We start from the raw sequence: 19,554 nt of genomic DNA, 5'->3' as shown, positions 1-19,554 counted from the left end.
CCACAACCGTGTGGTGAGTCGACCGATGCCGGAGGGGCGCCCATGGAAGCCACGATTCTCACGATCCTGGCGCTGCTCTTCGTCGCCTTCGTGGCGCTCGGGGTGTACGCCACCGTGAAGGTGACCAAGGCCGCCAAGCGCGGTGTCGACCGCACCCTGGACCAGGCCCGGCGCACGGTCGAGGACACTACGCTGCGGGCCAAGAGCTTCGGCCAGGCCGGGGCTGCGGGCGAGCTGGCCCGGCTGCGGCTCTCGCTGCGCACCTCGATGCGCGCCACGCAGGAGGCGCTGCAGGCGGGCGTCGGGCAGGACGCCTCGCTGAAGGAGTCGCTCGACCTGTTCAACCGGCTCAGCGGACACGGCCTCGAACTCGACGCGGACCTCAAGCGCCTGGAGCGGGAGCCCGACCGGGCGTGGGTGGCCGGACAGCTCCCCGAACTCACCGCGCGGACCGAGCGGATCACCAGCTCGGCCGACGCGCTGCGCCGCGCCGCCCGGGAGCGGGCCGTGCGGTTCGCCGAGGACGACCTGTCGACGCTCAGCGCCCAGATCGACGTCGAGGCCGGAGCCCTGCGCCACTGGACCGACCCGGAGCCCGCGCCGGGTGCCGCCACCACCGCCGGTACGGAGGAGCGGGGACGTGCCACTGGGACCGGCGGCCGGACGGCGGGTGCCGGGGGCGGGAGCGAGCCGTCCGCCATCACGGGGCCCGATCCCCGGCTGGCCTCCTACCCCTGGGAGAAGTCGGCCCGCCCGGAGACCACGACCTGACGGCACGGCCGACCGGGACGGGTGTTTGCCCGATGTCCGGTGATCCGGTCTGGGCGGGGTGCTCGCCGACGTCCGGTGATCCGGTGGGGGGCCGGGCTGCCGTGCGGCGGTTCCGCCGGGTAACCTCCCGCTCATGTCCCGGCATGTCGCGATCGTCACCGATTCCACGGCCTACCTGCCACGCCAGACGAGGGAGCGGCACGCCGTCACCACGGTCCCGCTGACCGTCGTCATCGGCGACCGCGCCTTGGAGGAGGGCACGGAGATCTCGGCCGAGGCCCTCGCCCAGGCCCTCCAGAAGCGGCGGCCCGTCACCACCTCTCGGCCCAGCCCCGAGGTCTTCGCCGAGACCTACCGCGAGGCCGCCGAGGCCGGCGCGCGGGGCATCGTCTCGCTCCACCTGTCCGCCGAGGTCTCCGGGACGTACGACGCGGCCGTGCTCGCCGCGAAGGACGCTCCCGTGCCCGTGCGCGTGGTGGACACCCGCATGATGGGGATGGCGCTGGGCTTCTGCGCCCTGGAGGCGGCGCGGACCGTGGAGGCCGGAGGCTCGCTCGACGAGGCTGTCGCGGCGGCCGAGAAGCGCGCCTCCGGGACCTCGGCCTTCTTCTACGTCGACACCCTGGACTACCTGCGCCGGGGCGGGCGCATCGGCACCGCGCAGGCGCTGCTGGGCTCCGCGTTCGCGGTGAAGCCGCTCCTCGAACTCGACGGCGGGCGGATCGAGCTGCGGGAGAAGGTGCGGACGGCCTCGAAGGCCATCGCACGCCTGGAGGAGATCGCGGTGGAGCGGGCCGGCTCCGGGCCGGTCGACATCGCCGTGCACCACCTGTCCGCGCCGGAGCGCGCCGCCACGCTCGCGGACCGGCTCCGGGAGCGCGTCCCGGGGATCGGGGAGTTCCACGTCAGCGAGGTGGGCGCGGTCATCGGCGCCCACACGGGCCCCGGGCTCCTCGCGGTCGTCGTCTCGCCGCGCTGAGGACCGCCTGTACGCACCGGTCACGTGCGGGGCGTCCCCGTGGGGGTGACGGAGTTTTCCACAGCGGAGCCGCTGTCCACGGACCGTGAGGGAGACCGGCACGGGGCGTTCGTGATCTCTACGGTCGCAGGCATGACGCTTCGTACACGCATCGCATCGACCACCGCCGTCGCCGGAACCACGGACACGGCTGTTCCCGGAGCCGTGAGGACGACTGGGGCCGTGAGGGCCACCGGTGGTTCGACCAGTGGGCCCGGCCGGGCGGCCGGTTCGGACGGGCGCGGTCGCCCCGGAGGGCGCGGTTCGCCTCCCGGGCGGGGGCGGCCGCGTGTACGGGACGGCGGACGGTCCGTCGACGTGCCCGGAGGTGTCGTACGGCGGCGGGGGGACGCGCTGTTCCCGACGGCGTTCCCACCGGAGCCGTCCGCCGAGGTGGCGGCGCCAGGGGGCGGGGAAGCGGAGGAGGCGCCGGAACGGGTCGTATCGCCGGTCCCTCCGCCCGGGGTGCGTGAACGGCTGGTGGCGGGGATCCGGGATCGGACACCGCTGTGGGTGCAGACCCGGTGCGGGCTGGAACCGAGGACGCTGACCGCGCTGGCCATGGTTCTGGTCGTGGCCGTGGGGCTCGCGGCCGGTTACTTCTGGACGGGGCGGCCGGAGCCGGTGCGCGCTCCCGAGCTCGTCCGTGCCGCGCCCGCGACGGCCGTGCCCGCAGGCCGGGCGGGGCCGGAGCAGGAGGCCCGGCAGGAGACGGGGTCACCGCCCGTCCCACCCGTGTCGCCCGCTCCCTCCGGCGCCGAGGTCGTCGTCGACGTCGGCGGGAAGGTGCGCAGGCCGGGGGTGCTGACCCTGCCCGCGGGTTCGCGGGTGGCGGACGCCCTGCGGGCGGCGGGCGGGGTACGGTCCGGCGCCGATCTCACCGGCATCAACCGGGCCCGGGTCCTGGCCGACGGCGAACAGGTCCTGGTCGACGTGCCGGGGGCACCGGCGGGCGGGTCCGGGCCCGGCCCCGGAAGCGGCGGAGGCGCGGGAGGCACAGCGGGGGGAGGAGCGCCGGGGGCCCCGGTGAGCCTCAACACGGCCACGGTGGAGCAGCTCGACACCCTCCCGGGCGTCGGACCGGTCCTCGCCCAGCACATCATCGACCACCGCACGGAGCACGGCGGCTTCCGGTCGGTGGCCGAGCTGCGGGAGGTCAGCGGCATCGGCGAGCGACGGTTCGCCGACCTCGAACCGCTGGTCCGGCCGTGAAACGGGACGGGGGAGTGGCCGAGGAGACGGAGACGCGGGCGGAGGAGTCCGGGACAGCGGGGCGGGAGCCGGACCGGTGGGAAGGGCCGGCCGATCTGCGGCTCGTTCCCCTCGCGGCGGCGGCCTGGGCGGCCGCGGCCTGTGCCGTGGGGATCACCGGGTGGTGGACGGTGACCGGTGTCGCGGTCTGTCTGGTGGGGGCGGCGGTCCTGCTGGTGCGGGGCGCGGTTCGACGGCGCGGAGATCCCGGGGGCGAGAGAAGCCGTGGGGCGGCTCCGCCGGGAGTCGTGTCGGGGCGGCGGTTGCGGACCACCGCGTGGGCCGGGGTCCTGCTGTGCGCCGCGGCCGGGGCCGCCTCGGCGGGGCTGCACGCGGCGGACCTGCGGCGCGGGCCCGTGCCGGTCCTGGCCGAGGAGTACGGGCGGGCGCGCCTGGAGGTGGCGGTGACCTCCGATCCGAGGCTCACCCGGCCCAAGGTGCGGGGCAACGCCATGGCACCGGTCTCGGTCGTCCTGGACGGCGAGGTCACCCGGGTCGAGCGCTCGGACGGTGCGGTCCAGCGGACCCGGGCGCCGGTTCTGGTGCTCGTGTCGCCGGGAGAGGGGCGCGAGGAGTGGCTGCGGCTCCTGCCCTCCACCCGGTTGCGGGTCGGCGGTCGGCTCGCGCCGCCGTCGCACCCGGGCGAACCCTTCGCGGCGGTGCTCAAGGTCGACGGATCGGGCCCGCTCCGGATCGTGGGCCGGCCGAACGCGCTGCAACGGACGGCGGGGGAACTGCGCGCGGGCCTGCGGAAGGCGACCGAGGGGCTGGACCCAGACGCGCGGGCCCTGCTGCCCGGACTGGTCGTCGGGGACACCTCCCGGATCGGCCCCGAGCTGAGGGACGCCTTCGAGGCAACCGATCTCACGCATCTGCTGGCGGTTTCCGGCAGCAACCTCACCATCGTGCTGCTTCTGCTGATCGGGCGTCCCGGGCGGGCGCACCGGGCGGAGCGGGGTGGGCTCGCGCCCCGGATCGGGCTGTCGCTGCGGGTCACCGCGGTGGCCGGGGGAGGTCTGACGCTCGCCTTCGTGGTCGTCTGCCGGCCCGATCCGAGCGTGTTGCGGGCCGCCGCCTGCGGATTCGTCGCGCTGCTCGCGATCGGCACCGGGCGCAGGAGGTCGCTGGTCCCCGCGCTGGCCGCCGCCGTCCTCGTGCTGGTGCTCTACGACCCCTGGCTCGCGCGGAGTTACGGGTTCCTGCTCTCGGTGCTGGCCACCGGGGCGCTGCTGACGATCGCTCCCCGGTGGAGCGACGCGCTGCGCAGGCGCCGGGTGCCCGGCCGGTTGGCGGAGGCGCTGGCCGCGGCCCTGGCGGCGCAGGCGGTGTGTGCTCCCGTCGTGGCGGTCTTCGCGGCCCGGGTCAGTCTGGTCGCGATCCCGGCGAACCTCTTCGCCGAACTCGCCGTGGCGCCCGCGACGGTGTGCGGGTTCGCCGCGCTGGCCCTGGCGGCGCTCTGGATGCCGGCGGCGGAGGGCCTGGCGTGGGTGGCGGGTTGGCCGGCCGGATGGATCGCGTGGGTGGCCCGCACCGGGAGCGCGCTGCCGGGGGCGGAGTTGGCCTGGCCCGGCGGGTGGTGGGGCGGGCTGGCCCTCGCGCTGCTCACCGTGACCGTGGTCCTCGGGGCGCGCGGACTGCCGTACCGGGGTGCGGTCGGCGCGCTCGCCGCCGCTCTGCTCCTGCTCGCCGTGGTGCGGCCGGCGCCGTTGACCCGGTGGGCCACCGGATGGCCGCCGCCGGGCTGGGTGTTCGCGATGTGCCAGGTGGGCCAGGGGGACGCGACCGTGCTCGCGGCGGGCGGGGACTCCGCCGTCGTGGTGGACGCGGGCCCCGACCCCGTGCCGGTGGACCGCTGTCTGCGCGAACTGGGGGTGAGACGGGTGCCGTTGCTGGTGATCACCCACTTCCACGCGGACCACGTGGCCGGGCTTCCGGGAGTGCTGCGGGGACGGTCGGTGGGGGCGATCCAGACGACGGGGCTCGAAGAACCGCCCGCTCAGGCCGCGTTCGTACGGCGGACGGCGGCCGAGGCCCGGGTTCCGCTCGTCCGTGCCGAGCCGGGGGAGACGCGGAGGATCGGGGCCCTGGAGTGGCGGGTTCTCTGGCCGTGGCCGACGGCCGGACGCACTTCGAGGGCCGGGTCGGTCTCGGGGGCCGGGGGGTCGTTCGAGGGGCCCAACGACGCCAGTGTCACGTTGCTCGTCCGGGCCGCCGGAGGGTTGAGTCTGCTGCTCCTCGGGGACCTGGAGCCGCCGGCGCAGCGCGCGCTGTCGCGGGTCCATCCGGGACTCGCGCCGGTGGACGTCCTCAAGGTCGCCCACCACGGTTCCGCGCACCAGGACCCGGCACTGATACGGGCCGTGCGGCCGAGGCTCGCGCTGGTGTCGGCGGGTCGGGACAACCCGTACGGACATCCCTCGCCCAGGACCTTGGAGGCGCTGCGGGGCGGTGGGGCGCGGGTGCTGCGGACCGATCGGGACGGGGCGATCGCGGTGGTGGGGGCGGGGAGGGGGCTCGTGGCCGTACCGAAGGGGGAGTGAACTCCCTGGCGGGGGAGGGGAATCGGCGATCCCGAGGAGAGGAGGGTCGGGCTTTCGGCCCGGCAGACTGTCCGTATGACCACACAGCCGACACCCGCCGTTCAGCCCCAGCACCAGCCTCAGTCCGGGTCCCAGCCTCAGTCCGAGTCCCAGGCCGAGTCCCAGCCCCAGGCCCAGTCCGAAGCCCAGGCCCAAGGTCAGGCCCAAGCTCAGGGGCAGCCTCGGTCCCAGGCTCCGGCGTCGCAGGGCTCTTCCGGTTCGTCTTCGTCCGCGCCCTTCGTTCCCGCACCGGCCGAGGTCGAGGGCTATCTGCGGCGCATCGGGGCGGAGCGGCCGGTGCGCGCGGACGCCGCCGCGCTGCGCGAACTGCACCTGCGCCACCTGCGGTCCGTGCCCTTCGAGAACCTCTCGATCCACCTCGGCGAGCCCGTCGTCCTGGACGAGAAGGCGCTCCTGGACAAGGTGGTGGGCGCGCGCAGGGGCGGCTTCTGCTACGAGATCAACACCGCGTTCGCGGTCCTGCTGAGGGGGCTCGGGTACGGGGTCGAGCTGCTCCAGGCGCGGGTCGTCGGGGAGGGCGGGAAGCTGGGCATCCCGTACGACCACATGGCGTTGCGGGTGGAGACGGTGGAGGGGGAGCGGTGGCTGGCCGACGTCGGGTTCGGCGACCACAGTCACTTCCCGCTGGCCTTCGACGCGCGCGACGACCAGGAGGACCCGGGCGGGGTCTTCCGGATCGTGGAGACCGCCGACGGCGATCTGGACGTGCTGCGGGACGGGAAGTCCCAGTACCTGATGGAGACCCGGCCGCGCGAGCTCGCCGACTTCGCGGCCGGGGCCTGGTACCACCGGACCTCGCCCGACTCGCACTTCCCGCGCTCCCTCATCTGCTCCCGGCTCACCGAGGAGGGCCGGATCAGCCTCAGCGGCACGAAGCTGATCACCCGCGCCCACGGCGAGCGCGACGAGCGGATCCTCGACGGGGACGACGAGGTGCGGGAGGCGTACCGGGAGCTGTTCGGCATCGAGCTCGACGCGCTGCCCGTCGTGGCGTGGCCTCCCGTGCGTAAGGAGGAGGACGGTAAGGAGGAGGACGGTAAGGAGGACGTCAATTCGGACTCCCGGTAACACTTGCCGACACTTGCTCCGGTTTGCCTCGAACGCCTCAAGGGTGATCGAATGCGACTTCGTTGCATGGTGAACGAGTCGCACGGGGGTGCGTGAAGAATGTTCGATCGTCTCTTCGGGAAGCTCGGGGAGCTCGGGAAGCGCGGAGGGAACGCCGCGCGGGGCGGGCCGCTCGCCGGTCTCACCGTCCCGTCCTCGGCGGGAGTGCTGAGCTGCCGGGTGCTCGACCCCGTGCACGAGCCCGTCCGGCAGGCCGAGTTCGTCGTCAGCGACGCGGCGGGGCGCAAGGTGCTGGCCGGGGAGACCGACCCGTACGGCACCGCGCTCGCGACCGTGCCGGCCGGCGAGTACCGGCTCGCGGTCACCGCCGAGGGCTACACGCCGCACCACGGCAGCGCCGTCGTTGCCGAGGGCGTCCACACCGGCCTCGGCGACGTCCTGCTCCAGATCGCCCCGCAGGCTCCGCTCCCGGAGCCGGGCGACTGGGAGATCGATCCGGCGCACTCGCAGATCGGGTTCACGGCGCGCCACATCGGACTGGCCCGGATCCACGGCCGGTTCAACGACTTCGCGGGCGCGGTCCGGATCGCCGACCGCATGGAGCACTCCGCGATGCACGTCGTCATCGACGCCGCCTCCATCGACACCGGGGTGCGGATGCGCGACGACCACCTGCGCTCGGGCGACTTCCTCGACGTCGGCACGTACCCGACGCTGGAGTTCTACAGCGAGCGCTTCGCCCACCGGGGCGGCAGCCGCTGGGCCGTCACCGGGGCGCTCACCCTCCACGGGGTGAGCCGCACGGTGACCCTCGACACCCAGTACCTGGGCCTGGGGAGCGGTCTGGAGGGCGAGACCCGGGGCGCCTGCCGCGCCACCACCGAGCTCCACCGCGAGGACTTCACCCTCACCTGGCAGACGCTGCTCGCGCGCGGCATCGCGGCCGTCGGGTCCAGCATCAGCATCGACCTCGACGTCCAGATCGTGCCCAAGAAGGCCGGGAGCTAAGGGGCTTCCAGCCAGCCCTCGTACTCGGCGGCGAGGCCGTCGAGGGCCGCCGGGTCGAGCCGGCCGTCCGGGTCCTCGACGACCACCAGCCACTGCGCGTCTTCGGCATCGTCCTCCCCGGCCAGGGCGTCCCGCACGAGCTGCGGTTCCTCGGCCAGGCCGAAGCGGTCGGGAAGCTCCTCGGCGACCTCCTCGGCGGCGTCGCGGTCGGGGAGCACCAGTACGTGTCGTTCACTCACCCCGCCATTCTCGGGCACGCCCGCCGGTGGCCGGTGACGTCCCCCGCTGTCGGTGGCCCGTGGGATGCTGGACCGCGATGGCCACCAGAAAGACTTCCCCCGACGACCTCCTCGGCCCCGTGACGCTCGCCGTTGGGCAGGAGGACCTGCTCCTCGACCGCGCCGTCCAGGAGGTGGTGGCGGCCGCCCGCGCCGCCGACGCCGACACGGACGTGCGCGACCTCACCTCCGACCAGCTCCAGCCCGGGACGCTCGTGGAGCTCACCAGCCCCTCGCTCTTCGCCGAGCGCAAGGTCCTGATCGTGCGGAACGCGCAGGACCTCTCCGCCGACACGGTCAAGGACGTCAAGGCCTACCTGGGCGATCCGGTCGAGGACATCTCCCTCGTCCTGCTCCACGCGGGCGGGGCCAAGGGCAAGGGCCTGCTCGACGCCGCGCGCAAGGCGGGGGCGCGGGAGGTGGCCTGCCCGAAGACGACCAAGCCGGCGGAGCGGCTGACGTTCGTGCGGCAGGAGTTCCGGGCGCTCGGGCGCTCGGCCACGCCGGAGGCCTGCCAGGCCCTGGTCGACTCGATCGGCAGCGATCTGCGGGAGCTCGCGTCCGCCGTCGCGCAGCTGACCTCCGACGTGGACGGGACGATCGACGAGGCCGTCGTCGGGCGGTACTACACGGGCCGCGCCGAGGCCTCCTCCTTCAACGTCGCCGACCGCGCCGTCGAGGGGCGGGCGGCCGAGGCCCTGGAGGCCCTGCGCTGGTCGCTCTCGACCGGGGTCGCGCCCGTGCTCATCACCAGCGCGCTCGCCCAGGGCGTGCGGGCCATCGGCAAGCTCTCCTCGGCCCGGGGCGGCCGCCCCGCCGACCTCGCGCGGGAGCTGGGGATGCCGCCCTGGAAGATCGACCGCGTGCGGCAGCAGATGCGCGGCTGGACCCCGGACGGGGTCTCGCTGGCCCTGCGCGCGGTCGCCGAGGCGGACGCGGGCGTGAAGGGCGGGGGCGACGACCCCGAGTACGCCCTGGAGAAGGCGGTCGTCGCGGTGGCCCGGGCGGCGAGGATGCGCCGGGCGGACTGACCGGTTCGGGCCCTGGGCCCGACCGGTCCAGAGCCCCCGGGACCCCCGAGGCCCGTCAGGAGCCCGGAGTACCCGACCGGTCCCGGCTTCGCCGGAGCCCCGTCCCCGTTCAGCCGCGCCGCAGGCGCCCGAGGAAACGGACGCGGCGGGCGCGGCGCGGCCGGTGCCCGTCGCGGTGCCGGGGAAGGGGCTCGACGCCGCCCCACGGGCCGTCCGGGGACAGTACGGGGGCCTTCCGCTCCGCCTGGGCCCTGATCTCGTGGTACGACTCGTGCGCCGTGACCCGGAAGGCCTCGTCGTGCGCCGCCATCGCCGCGCCGATCGCCGCGCCCGCCGTTCCCCGGCGGCGCACCACGACCGCGAGCCGGGCCAGCAGGCCCACCGTTCCGGCGAGCGCGGCCCCGATCACGAACAGCGGCAGGTGGTCGTCCATGGGGCGAGGGTACGAAACCCCGGACGGCCCCGTACGACAAAGGCCCCGTACGACAAAGGCCCCATACGACGAAGGCCCCATACGACGAAGATCCCGCACGACAAAGACCCCACCGCCTCCTGGGGAAGGAGGCGACGGGGCCTTCGACGTTCGAGCAAGTGGGCTCGCACCCGCGTGGCGAACGCGTCCGCGCACGAGCCCGGGGTGGCCGGGCGGGAGCGGGAGAGAGGGCCCGCTGGATCCCGTACGGCCGTTCACATCAGAGCTCAGCCCTGGAGGGAGGCAACCTTGATCGCCAGCGCCGACTTCTTGTTGGCGGCGGCGTTCTTGTGGATGACGCCCTTCGAGACAGCCTTGTCGAGCTGACGCGAGGCGGCACGAGTGGCGACGGTGGCCTTCTCGAAGTCGCCGGCGGCGACGGCCTCGCGGGCCTTGCGGATCGCGGTCTTGAGCGAGGACTTGACGGCCTTGTTGCGCAGGCGCGCCTTCTCGTTCGTCTTGTTCCGCTTGATCTGGGACTTGATGTTCGCCACGAAAAGAGCCTTTACAGGTTCGATGTTCCTTCTGGAAGTGCCTCGTGAGCTGAGAGGGCAGACGAGACACAGCTGTCCACGGTATCAGCCGCCCCCGCGACCGCCCAAACCGGGCGTCGGCCGCCGGGCATGGGACCATGGAGCCTACGTATCCGTTCAGAACATCGCCCGAGACGAGAAGCCTGCGTGCCCGCGACTCCTACCAACGTGCCCGAGCCGAGCCGTACCGACCCGGCTCTGATCCGCAACTTCTGCATCATCGCGCACATCGACCACGGCAAGTCCACGCTCGCCGACCGGATGCTCCAGCTCACCGGTGTGGTCGACCAGCGGCAGATGCGCGCCCAGTACCTCGACCGGATGGACATCGAGCGTGAGCGCGGCATCACGATCAAGTCCCAGGCCGTCCGTCTGCCGTGGGCTCCCACCGAGGGGTCGGAGCAGGGGCGCACGCACATCCTGAACATGATCGACACCCCCGGGCACGTCGACTTCACCTACGAGGTCTCGCGGTCCCTCGCGGCCTGCGAGGGCACGATCCTCCTGGTGGACGCGGCGCAGGGCATCGAGGCGCAGACCCTCGCCAACCTCTACCTGGCGATGGAGAACGACCTCACCATCGTCCCGGTCCTCAACAAGATCGACCTGCCGGCCGCGCAGCCGGAGAAGTTCGCCGAGGAGCTGGCCAACCTCATCGGCTGCCAGCCGGAGGACGTGCTCAAGGTCTCCGCGAAGACCGGTCTGGGCGTCGAGGCGCTGCTCGACCGCGTCGTCCGGGACGTCCCGGCGCCGGTCGGCGTCGCCGACGCCCCCGCCCGCGCGATGATCTTCGACTCCGTGTACGACTCGTACCGGGGCGTCGTGACGTACGTGCGTGTCGTCGACGGGCAGCTCAACAAGCGCGAGCGCATCAAGATGATGTCGACCGGCGCCACCCACGAGCTCCTGGAGATCGGCGTCTCCTCTCCGGAGATGACGCCGTCCGACGGCCTCGGCGTCGGCGAGGTGGGCTACCTCATCACCGGCGTGAAGGATGTCCGCCAGTCCAAGGTCGGTGACACGATCACCTCGCAGGCCAAGGGGGCCACCGAGGCGCTCGGCGGCTACAAGGACCCGAAGCCGATGGTCTTCTCGGGGCTCTACCCGCTGGACGGCTCGGAGTACCCCGACCTGCGCGAGGCCCTCGACAAGCTCCAGCTCAACGACGCCGCGCTCGTCTACGAGCCGGAGACCTCCGCCGCGCTCGGCTTCGGTTTCCGCGTCGGCTTCCTCGGCCTGCTCCACCTGGACGTGATCCGCGAGCGCCTGGAGCGCGAGTTCGGCCTCGACCTGATCGCCACCGCCCCCAACGTGGTCTACCGCGTGGTCATGGAGGACGGCGCCGAGCACACGGTCACGAACCCGAGCGAGTTCCCCGAGGGCAAGATCGACGAGGTGTACGAGCCCGTCGTCCGGGCCACGATCCTCGCGCCCAGCGAGTTCATCGGCGCGATCATGGAGCTCTGCCAGAACCGGCGCGGCACCCTGATCGGCATGGACTACCTCTCCGAGGACCGGGTCGAGATCCGCTACACCCTGCCCCTCGCCGAGATCGTCTTCGACTTCTTCGACCAGCTGAAGTCCAAGACGCGCGGGTACGCCTCCCTCGACTACGAGCCCACGGGCGAGCAGGCGTCCAGCCTGGTCAAGGTCGACATCCTGCTGCACGGCGACAAGGTGGACGCCTTCTCCGCCGTCACCCACAAGGACGCCGCGTACGCCTACGGCGTGCGGCTCGTCGCCAAGCTGCGCGAGCTCATCCCCCGGCAGGCCTTCGAGGTGCCGATCCAGGCCGCGATCGGCTCCCGGGTCATCGCCCGCGAGACCATCCGCGCCATCCGCAAGGACGTCCTCGCCAAGTGCTACGGCGGTGACATCTCCCGGAAGCGGAAGCTCCTCGAGAAGCAGAAGGAAGGCAAGAAGCGCATGAAGATGGTCGGCTCGGTGGAGGTGCCCCAGGAGGCCTTCATCGCCGTCCTGTCGAGCGACGAGTCCTCCGGCAAGGGCAAGAAGTAGCCACGGCGGGGAGGGAGGCGTCCGCCGGGAGCGGGTCCGGAACCGGGCCGGCGACCGGGGCGAAGTAGCTGCCCCATACAACGAACGGGTCCACGTGCGAAGCGCGCGTGGACCCGTTCGTTATGAAGCGACGCACTGCAAGGCCTTACGCGCCGGACCTCGGGCCTTTAGTCTGATCCCGGCTCGAAGGTTACTCGCCAGTTAGTTACGAACCGCCAGAAGGCACCGCCGCCGCCCGGAGGACGTCGTGAGCGACACACAGACCCAGATCGAGAACCGGCCGCCCTCCGTGGCGACCCTCTTCCTTGAGCGAGTCGAGCGGACTCCCGACGCGGAGGCCTACCGCTACCCGGTCCCCGCCGCGTCCGGCAGCGGCCCGGACGACTGGAAGTCACTCAGCTGGGGGCAGGCCGCCGAGCGGGTCTACGCGATCGCCGCCGGCCTCGTCGACCTCGGGGTGCGGTCCGAGGAGCGGGTCGCCCTCGCCTCCTCCACCCGGGTCGAGTGGATCCTCGCGGACCTCGGCGTGATGTGCGCGGGCGCCGCGACCACCACGGTCTACCCGCAGACCAACGCCGAGGAGTCGGCGTTCATCCTTTCGGACTCCGAGTCCAAGGTCCTCATCGCCGAGGACGCGGCCCAGCTCGCCAAGGCCGTCGAGCGCCGCGCCGACCTGCCGAACCTCCGCCACGTGGTCGTCGTCGACGCCACCGGCGTCGAGAGCGACGGCGACTGGGTCCTCACCCTCGCGGAGCTCGAGGAGCGCGGCAGGGCGTACCTGGAGACGCACCCCGAGGCGGTCAAGGAGCGGGTCTCCGCGATCACCTCCACGCAGCTCGCCACCCTCATCTACACCTCGGGCACCACCGGCCGCCCCAAGGGCGTCCGCCTCCCGCACGACAACTGGTCGTACATGGCCAAGGCCATCGCCGCCACCGGCCTCGTCACCCGGGACGACGTCCAGTACCTGTGGCTGCCGCTCGCCCACGTCTTCGGCAAGGTCCTCACCTCGGGCCAGATCGAGGTCGGCCACGTCACCGCCGTCGACGGCCGCGTCGACAAGATCATCGAGAACCTGCCGGTGGTCCAGCCGACCTACATGGCGGCCGTGCCCCGCATCTTCGAGAAGGTCTACAACGGGGTCGCCGCCAAGGCCCGCGCCGCCGGCGGCGCCAAGTACAAGATCTTCCAGTGGGCGGCCGAGGTGGCCCGCGCGTACGCGAAGACCACCCAGGACAACTTCCGCCGCACCGGCACCGCCTCCGCGCCCTTCGGGCTGAACGCCAAGCACAAGGTCGCCGACGCCCTCGTCTACGGCAAGATCCGCGAGGCCTTCGGCGGCAACCTGCGCGCGTGCATCTCCGGCTCCGCCGCCCTCGCCCCCGAGATCGGCTACTTCTTCTCCGGCGCGGGCATCCACATCCTGGAGGGCTACGGCCTCACCGAGACCTCCGCCGCCTCCTTCGTCAACCCCGGCGAGGCCTACCGCACCGGCACCGTCGGCAAGCCGCTCCCCGGCACCGAGGTCCGCATCGCCGACGACGGCGAGATCCTGATGCGCGGCCCCGGCGTCATGGAGGGCTACCACGGCCTGCCGGAGAAGACCGCCGAGGTCCTGGAGTCCGACGGCTGGTTCCACACCGGCGACATCGGCGAGCTGTCCGCCGACGGCTACCTGCGGATCACCGACCGCAAGAAGGACCTGATCAAGACGTCCGGCGGCAAGTACATCGCGCCGGCCGAGGTCGAGGGCCAGTTCAAGGCCGTCTGCCCGTTCGTCTCGAACATCCTGGTCCACGGCGCCGACCGGAACTTCTGCACCGCCCTGATCGCCCTCGACGAGCCCTCCATCCTCGGCTGGGCCGCCGAGCACGGCCTCGCGGGCAAGTCGTACGCCGAGGTCGTCGCCGCCCCGCAGACCGAGAAGCTGATCCAGGGCTTCGTCGACCGGCTCAACGAGGGCCTCCAGCGCTGGCAGACGATCAAGAAGTTCCGGCTGCTGCCGCGCGACCTCGACATCGAGCACGGCGAGCTGACCCCGTCCCTGAAGCTGAAGCGGCCGGTCGTCGAGCGCGAGTACAAGCACCTCATCGAGGAGATGTACGCGGGCTCGCGCGAGGCCTGACCGGCGGCCCCGCACCGGGGCCGGCCGGCACGGGAGCCGGTTGTCCACAGGGCAGCCGGCCCACCCCGGGCAGTACGGGACAATGGGCTCATGCCTTCCGTACTGCCCGATGGTGAGACCGTTCCCGAGGACGGGGCGCTGCCCCCGCACGCCCTGGAAGGGGCCGGGGGGCGCCCGCTCGGGTTCTACCTGCACGTGCCGTACTGCGCGACGCGCTGCGGGTACTGCGACTTCAACACCTACACGGCGAGCGAGCTGCGCGGCACGGGGGGCGTGCTCGCCTCCCGGGACAACTACGCCGAGCAGGTCGCCGAGGAGATCCGGCTCGCCCGGAAGGTCCTCGGCGACGACCCCCGGCCGGTCCGGACCGTCTTCGTCGGCGGCGGCACGCCCACGCTGCTCGCCGCCGGCGACCTCGTACGGATGCTGGGGGCGATTCGCGACGAGTTCGGGCTCGCGGACGACGCCGAGGTCACGACCGAGGCGAACCCGGAGTCGGTGGACCCGGCCTATCTGGCGGAGCTGCGCGAGGGCGGCTTCAACCGGATCTCCTTCGGGATGCAGAGCGCCCGGCAGCACGTCCTGAAGGTCCTCGACCGCACCCACACCCCCGGCCGCCCCGAGGCCTGCGTCGCCGAGGCGCGGGCCGCCGGGTTCGACCACGTCAACCTCGACCTGATCTACGGCACCCCCGGCGAGTCCGACGACGACTGGCGGGCCTCGCTCGACGCGGCGATCGGCGCCGGACCCGACCACGTCAGCGCCTACGCCCTGATCGTCGAGGAGGGCACCCAGCTGGCCCGCCGCATCCGGCGCGGCGAGGTGCCGATGACCGACGACGACGTGCACGCCGACCGGTACCTGATCACCGAGGAGGTGCTGTCCGGGGCCGGTTTCGAGTGGTACGAGGTGTCCAACTGGGCCACCTCGGAGGCCGGGCGCTGCCTCCACAACGAGCTGTACTGGCGCGGCGCCGACTGGTGGGGCGCGGGGCCCGGCGCGCACAGCCACGTGGGCGGGGTCCGCTGGTGGAACGTGAAGCACCCCGGCACGTACGCGGCGGCCCTCGCGGCCGGCCGGACGCCCGGGGCCGGGCGCGAGCTGCTCTCCGAGGAGGACCGGCGGGTGGAGCGCGTCCTCCTCGAACTGCGGCTCCGGGAGGGCTGCCCCCTGGACCTGCTCCGGCCGGCCGGTCTGGCCGCCGCCGGAAGGGCCCTGGCGGACGGCCTGCTCAACCCCGGGCCGTACGGGGAGGGGCGGGCGGTCCTGACCCTGCGGGGACGGCTGCTCGCCGACGCGGTGGTGCGGGACCTGGTGGACTAGCCGACCGGTCCGGCGGGCGGGCCCCGGTCAGTCCAGGTACGGCTCGAAGCCCCAGGGCGTGCGTTCGCGCCGGTGGGCCGCGACCGTACGGGGGTGCTCGGCGCCGTAGACCCTGGTGAGGGCACGCAGGGTTTCCGCCCGCATTCCGGAGGCGTTGACGGACTCGGTCAGGCTGCCCAGGCCGGACAGGTCCTCGGCGAGCGACAGCTGGCAGGAGAGGACCAGCGGGTGCTCCTTCCCCAGGACGCGGCGGGCCCGGCGCAGGGTGTCGCGGCCGAGTGTCACGGCCTCGTCCACACGCCCGTGGGCGCTGCGGGCGGCGGCGGTGTCGAGGGCGCAGCCGAGCACCCAGGGGTGGTCGTGCCCGAGCGTCGTGGTGAGCCCGGTCAACGCGGACTCCAGCACGGTCAGGGCCGTCGCCCGCTCCCCGGCGGCCCCCATGACGAGGGCCGTGCCGACGAGGGCACCGGCGGAGACGGGGTGGGCGGGGCCCAGGAGGGCCCGGTAGCCGGACTCCGCCTCGGTGGCGAGCTCCCCGGCCCGGTCGAGTTCACCGTGCTCGCGCAGAAAGTCGGCGTAGTGGACGCGGCACCGGAGGGCGACGTGGTGCCCGGGGCCGTGCAGGTCCACGGCCCGTTCCAGGAGGGCGGCGAGCGAGGCCCGCTCGTCGTCGCGCGGCCGGTCCGCGCTGTGGCGGTGGCACAGGGCGAGCTGGATCTCGGCGTCCAGGGTCTGCGGGTGACGCACCCCGAGCACCTGCGCGTGGCGCTGGGCGACCTCCTCCTGGTGGGCGAGCGCGAGGTCGTGGAGACCGAGGAGCCGCTGGTCGTGCGTGAGGGAGCCGGCCGAGGCCAGGGCGGCGATGTGGTCCAGTCCCGCGATGTCCCGCCACCAGGCCAGGGTCGCCGTGTCGTACTCGTGGGCCTCCCGGTAGCGGCCGAGGGCGCGGAGCGTGGCCGCGATGTCGTGCCGGGCGGCGAGGACGGGGGCGTCGTCCTCGCCGCCGAGCCGGATGACGTCGTCGAGCACCTCCTGCTGGAGCCGGTACGCGTCCTCGTACCGGCCCAGGCGGCGCAGGCCGCCGGCGACCGCGCCCCTGGCCGCTGGCCCGGCCGGTCCGTCGTCGGCGCCGGCCTCCTCCAGCCGGGCGTGCGCGAGGAGGTTCCTCTCGTGCGCCTCGCGGAAGCGGCCGGCGGCGCGGAGGAGGTCGCCTTCCAGGAGGGCCAGGGCGGGCATCGGCCCGTGGACCGGGTCCATGAACTCGCTCCAGTTCTCCCGGACGCGCCCGGCGAACCGGAGGCCGGTCGCGTGGTCGCCGCCGCGTGCGCAGGCGCGCAGGCAGTCGAGGACGGTGGCCTGGACGCGGGGGTCGGTGCTGCGCAGGGCCCTGGAGTGTTCGAGGTGTGGCAGGAGCGCGGCGTACCGGGGCCACTGCCGGCTGTCGGAGGGGTCGCCGGGGTCGGCACCGGTGAGCAGGGCGCGGACGGTTTCGCGGTGGGCCTCGCGGCGCGCGCCGTCGGTGAGCCGGGAGACGGCCTTGTGCGCGAGACGGTTCATGCGGGCCACCTCCCCGAGGGGGGCGTCCTCCTCGGCAGGTACGCGGGTGAGGAGGGAGTGGCCGACGAGGGTGTCGAGCGCGCGGGTCCAGGCGGCCGGGTCCGTGACCGTCCAGCGCAGGTCCTCCGGCATCAGGTCCTCCGGACAGGCGCGGATCAGGCCGAGGGGGATGACGCGGCCGGGGGCGAAGGAGGCGCACAGGGCGAGGAGGTCGACGGCCTGCGGTTCCGTGCGGCGGAGCCGGAGGACGAGGGCCGACCAGGAGATGAGGGAGGGGCGGGGCACGTCGCCACCCGCCGGGGACTCGTCGACGCCGGAGAGGTCCCTGCCCGCCGGGGGTTCGTCGACGCCGGAGAGGTCCCTTTCCCTGACCAGGGCCAGGTATGCGGCGGCCGCCGTCCCGGAATCGCCGAGCCAGGCGGCGGCCCGCGCGAGCGGCAGGGGTACGTCCCCGACCTCGGCGGCGACCTCGTCGGCCTCGGCCGGCGTGAGCTGCGGGGTGTGACGCAGCAGGAAGCCGATGGACTCGGCACGGTGGAAGCCGGGGACCTCCAGGACGTCGGTGTGGTTCCGCCAGGCATGGTGGCGGGAGGTGATCAGGACGTGGCCGGGGCCGTGCGGGAGCATCGCGTCGACGTCCTCGACGGCGTCCCAGCCGTCGAAGACCACGAGCCAGCCGGAACGCGGCTCACCGCGACGCAGGGCCTCCAGCACGGCCGCGACCCGGTCGCCGGGCCCGCTCACCACCGGAAGGTCCAGCGCGGCGGCGAGCTCCCCGAAACGGATGCGCCGGGCGTCGCGGTCCTCGGAGCCGACCCACCAGACGACGTCGTAGGAGGAGCTGAAGCGGTGGGCGTACTCGGCGGCGATCTGGGTCTTCCCGATGCCGGACACGCCGACCAGGGCACAGGCGGTGTCACCGTGCCCGGAGCCCATCAGCCGTTCGTGGAGCGCACCGAGGACGTCGTCGCGGCCGGTGAAGCGCTGGTTGCGCAGGGGGACCCCGCCCCAGATCCCCGGCGGAGTCTCCGGATGGCGGGCGGGGCCGCCCGGAGGGGGCCGGTGGATCACGACGCGGGGCGTGATGCCGAGCCTGTCGAGCAGCCGTGCCTCGGCCTCCTCCTCACCGATGCCCCAGATGCCCACCGGTTCCAGCACCGTGGCCGCGGAGGGCAGGAGGTGGCCGGCGAGGGTGACGGCGGCGAACCGGTCGGCGTGGGCGGCGACGAAGCCGCGCAGGACGTCGTTCCACTCGCCCACGGGCCGGAGACCCGGCTCGAAGAACGATTCGTCCAGGACGAGGAGGACCCGGCCCGGGAAGAGCAGCAGGTCGCCGAAGACCTCGTCGAGCGACATCCGGGGGTCGGGATCCCAGCGCAGGAGGGTGGGGGACAGGCCGTTCGTCTCCAGCCGGTGGGCGATCCACGCGGCCCAGGGCCGTTGGCGGCCGGGGAAGACGACGGTGACGGTCGACGCGGCGCTCCCGGGGGCCGGCCGGACCGGTGCTCCGGAATCCGGGTCGTACGGGATCTCCGGAGGCGCCGTGGACGCACCGGCCCTGAGCGCCGCCACTTCCCTGCGGAGCGCGGCCAGTTCGTCCTGGCTCCGGGCCGCCCTCTCCTCGGCCTCCCGGCCCTCCGCCTCCTCCTCGGCAACCGCCGCCGCGTCGGCCGCCAGCAGGGTGTGCTCCAGGTCGGCACAGCGCTGCTCGGCCAGCGCGACACGCCGCTCGGCCGCTTCGAGCGCCGCCTCCAGCTCGGCGACCCGCCGCCGCAGCGCCTCGTGGTCGGTGAGCACGCGGTGTTGCTCCGCGCGCAACAGGCTCAGCTCGACCCCGGCGGCCCGGTGGGCGGCCGCCTCCCGCGTGAGCGCCTGCCGTTCGGCCTCCAGGGCCACGACGCGCTCCTGGTGTTCCAGCAGGGAGGTGGCCACCGCGTCGGCCATCGTCCTGGCGAGGGCCTTCTCCTGGAGGGCGGTGGCCAGCCGGTCCTCCAGCTCCTGGATCCGCCAGGCGCGGGTGTTGCCCGACTTGAGGGCCGCGCGCTGCGTACGGGTCAGGAGGAGCCGTGCCTGCGGGGACATCGGGCGCCCCAGCTCCTTGCCGACGTCCTCCACCAGCGCGTTGACGAAGTGGTCCGGGGCGACGGTCTCGCCGCTGAGGTAGCGGCTGACGCTGCTCGCGCTGTAGCGGCGCAGCACGGCGTACCTGCGCACGGAGGTCTTGAGCTCGGAGAAGCAGCGGCGCAGCGCCTCGGCCAGCTCCCGGCGCTCGCCCACGACGTCGTCGGGGATCGGGCGCAGGCCCATGAGCAGGGCCTTCGCCGCGTCGTCCAGGGGGACGAGCTCACCCGTGACCGGCGCGCCACCGTCCTCGTCGTGGTGTCGTTCGTCCACCCGTGCCGCTCCTCGGGGTCGTGCCCGGACCGTGTCCCACAGCATCCGCAACACGTAGAGCTTGGCGCAACACGTTCCGCCCTGCGGAGAGTTGACGCACCGACCGGTC

Annotated in this window: 14 protein-coding genes; 10 read left to right on the top strand and 4 right to left on the bottom strand. The window is 73.6% G+C overall.

Annotated elements, in window-relative coordinates:
* The first annotated feature begins 42 nt into the window (after positions 1-42).
* The 6 genes from ACIQD7_RS14935 (at position 43) to ACIQD7_RS14910 (ending at position 7,716) form a co-directional block, all read left to right on the top strand.
* Positions 43-771, top strand: coding sequence for a hypothetical protein (locus tag ACIQD7_RS14935; protein WP_402441871.1), 729 nt, complete (start codon positions 43-45; stop codon positions 769-771).
* A gap of 133 nt (positions 772-904) precedes the next feature.
* A complete protein-coding gene (locus ACIQD7_RS14930) occupies positions 905-1,750 on the top strand; it encodes a DegV family protein (protein WP_121829330.1) in 846 nt (281 codons plus the stop codon).
* A 552-nt stretch (positions 1,751-2,302) separates the two neighbouring features.
* Positions 2,303-3,001 (top strand): helix-hairpin-helix domain-containing protein, encoded by a 699-nt coding sequence (locus ACIQD7_RS14925; RefSeq protein WP_402441870.1) that lies wholly within the window; start codon positions 2,303-2,305, stop codon positions 2,999-3,001.
* A complete protein-coding gene (locus ACIQD7_RS14920; protein ID WP_402441869.1) occupies positions 2,998-5,580 on the top strand; it encodes a ComEC/Rec2 family competence protein in 2,583 nt (860 codons plus the stop codon). The genes ACIQD7_RS14925 and ACIQD7_RS14920 overlap by 4 nt, the downstream gene beginning before the upstream one ends.
* Before the next feature lie 336 nt (positions 5,581-5,916).
* Positions 5,917-6,708: an arylamine N-acetyltransferase gene (locus tag ACIQD7_RS14915; RefSeq protein WP_402441868.1), complete on the top strand. Its 792-nt coding sequence runs from the start codon at positions 5,917-5,919 to the stop codon at positions 6,706-6,708.
* Positions 6,709-6,807: 99 nt separating this feature from the next.
* The gene (locus tag ACIQD7_RS14910) at positions 6,808-7,716 is read left to right on the top strand and encodes a YceI family protein (protein ID WP_402441867.1); all 909 of its coding nucleotides are present in this window, start codon (positions 6,808-6,810) and stop codon (positions 7,714-7,716) included.
* Here ACIQD7_RS14910 and ACIQD7_RS14905 read toward each other — a convergent pair.
* Complete coding sequence (locus ACIQD7_RS14905; protein WP_121829327.1) at positions 7,713-7,955, bottom strand: hypothetical protein; 243 nt, start codon at positions 7,953-7,955, stop codon at positions 7,713-7,715. The genes ACIQD7_RS14910 and ACIQD7_RS14905 overlap by 4 nt on opposite strands.
* Positions 7,956-8,032: 77 nt before the next feature.
* On the opposite strand from ACIQD7_RS14905, the gene holA reads away from it, so the two are divergent.
* Complete coding sequence (gene holA / locus ACIQD7_RS14900) at positions 8,033-9,025, top strand: DNA polymerase III subunit delta (RefSeq protein WP_121829326.1); 993 nt, start codon at positions 8,033-8,035, stop codon at positions 9,023-9,025.
* Positions 9,026-9,134: 109 nt separating this feature from the next.
* Here holA and ACIQD7_RS14895 read toward each other — a convergent pair whose 3' ends face one another.
* Positions 9,135-9,458, bottom strand: a complete 324-nt coding sequence (locus tag ACIQD7_RS14895; protein WP_402441866.1) for a hypothetical protein — start codon at positions 9,456-9,458, stop codon at positions 9,135-9,137.
* Positions 9,459-9,724: 266 nt separating this feature from the next.
* Positions 9,725-9,991 carry a 30S ribosomal protein S20 gene (gene rpsT / locus ACIQD7_RS14890; RefSeq protein ID WP_053647457.1) on the bottom strand — a complete coding sequence of 89 codons (267 nt, stop codon included), beginning with the start codon at positions 9,989-9,991 and terminating at the stop codon, positions 9,725-9,727.
* A gap of 186 nt (positions 9,992-10,177) precedes the next feature.
* On the opposite strand from rpsT, the gene lepA reads away from it, so the two are divergent.
* The 3 genes from lepA (at position 10,178) to hemW (ending at position 15,494) form a co-directional block, all read left to right on the top strand.
* The gene (gene lepA, locus ACIQD7_RS14885) at positions 10,178-12,046 is read left to right on the top strand and encodes a translation elongation factor 4 (RefSeq protein WP_402441865.1); all 1,869 of its coding nucleotides are present in this window, start codon (positions 10,178-10,180) and stop codon (positions 12,044-12,046) included.
* A 247-nt stretch (positions 12,047-12,293) separates the two neighbouring features.
* A complete protein-coding gene (locus ACIQD7_RS14880; protein ID WP_402441864.1) occupies positions 12,294-14,171 on the top strand; it encodes an AMP-dependent synthetase/ligase in 1,878 nt (625 codons plus the stop codon).
* A 90-nt stretch (positions 14,172-14,261) separates the two neighbouring features.
* Positions 14,262-15,494: a radical SAM family heme chaperone HemW gene (hemW, locus tag ACIQD7_RS14875; protein WP_402441863.1), complete on the top strand. Its 1,233-nt coding sequence runs from the start codon at positions 14,262-14,264 to the stop codon at positions 15,492-15,494.
* Positions 15,495-15,521: 27 nt separating this feature from the next.
* Here hemW and fxsT read toward each other — a convergent pair whose 3' ends face one another.
* On the bottom strand, positions 15,522-19,445 hold the full coding sequence (gene fxsT / locus ACIQD7_RS14870; RefSeq protein ID WP_402441862.1) for an FxSxx-COOH system tetratricopeptide repeat protein: 3,924 nt from the start codon (positions 19,443-19,445) through the stop codon (positions 15,522-15,524).
* Between the last annotated feature and the right edge of the window lie 109 nt (positions 19,446-19,554).

Source organism: Streptomyces sp. NPDC093071 (assembly GCF_044754545.1).
Taxonomy (GTDB): Bacteria; Actinomycetota; Actinomycetes; order Streptomycetales; family Streptomycetaceae; genus Streptomyces.
Note: the sequence above shows the minus strand (reverse complement) of the source record. Positions and strands in the feature narration are given on the sequence as shown.

Bases quoted from the DNA above. Each gene is read 5' to 3' on its own strand.
- ACIQD7_RS14935 (WP_402441871.1), top strand. From the start codon at position 43: ATGGAAGCCACGATTCTCACGATCCTGGCGCTGCTCTTCGTCGCCTTC.
- ACIQD7_RS14930 (WP_121829330.1), top strand. From the start codon at position 905: ATGTCCCGGCATGTCGCGATCGTCACCGATTCCACGGCCTACCTGCCA.
- ACIQD7_RS14910 (WP_402441867.1), top strand. From the start codon at position 6,808: ATGTTCGATCGTCTCTTCGGGAAGCTCGGGGAGCTCGGGAAGCGCGGA.
- holA (WP_121829326.1), top strand. From the start codon at position 8,033: ATGGCCACCAGAAAGACTTCCCCCGACGACCTCCTCGGCCCCGTGACG.
- ACIQD7_RS14895 (WP_402441866.1), bottom strand. From the start codon at position 9,458: ATGGACGACCACCTGCCGCTGTTCGTGATCGGGGCCGCGCTCGCCGGA.
- hemW (WP_402441863.1), top strand. From the start codon at position 14,262: ATGCCTTCCGTACTGCCCGATGGTGAGACCGTTCCCGAGGACGGGGCG.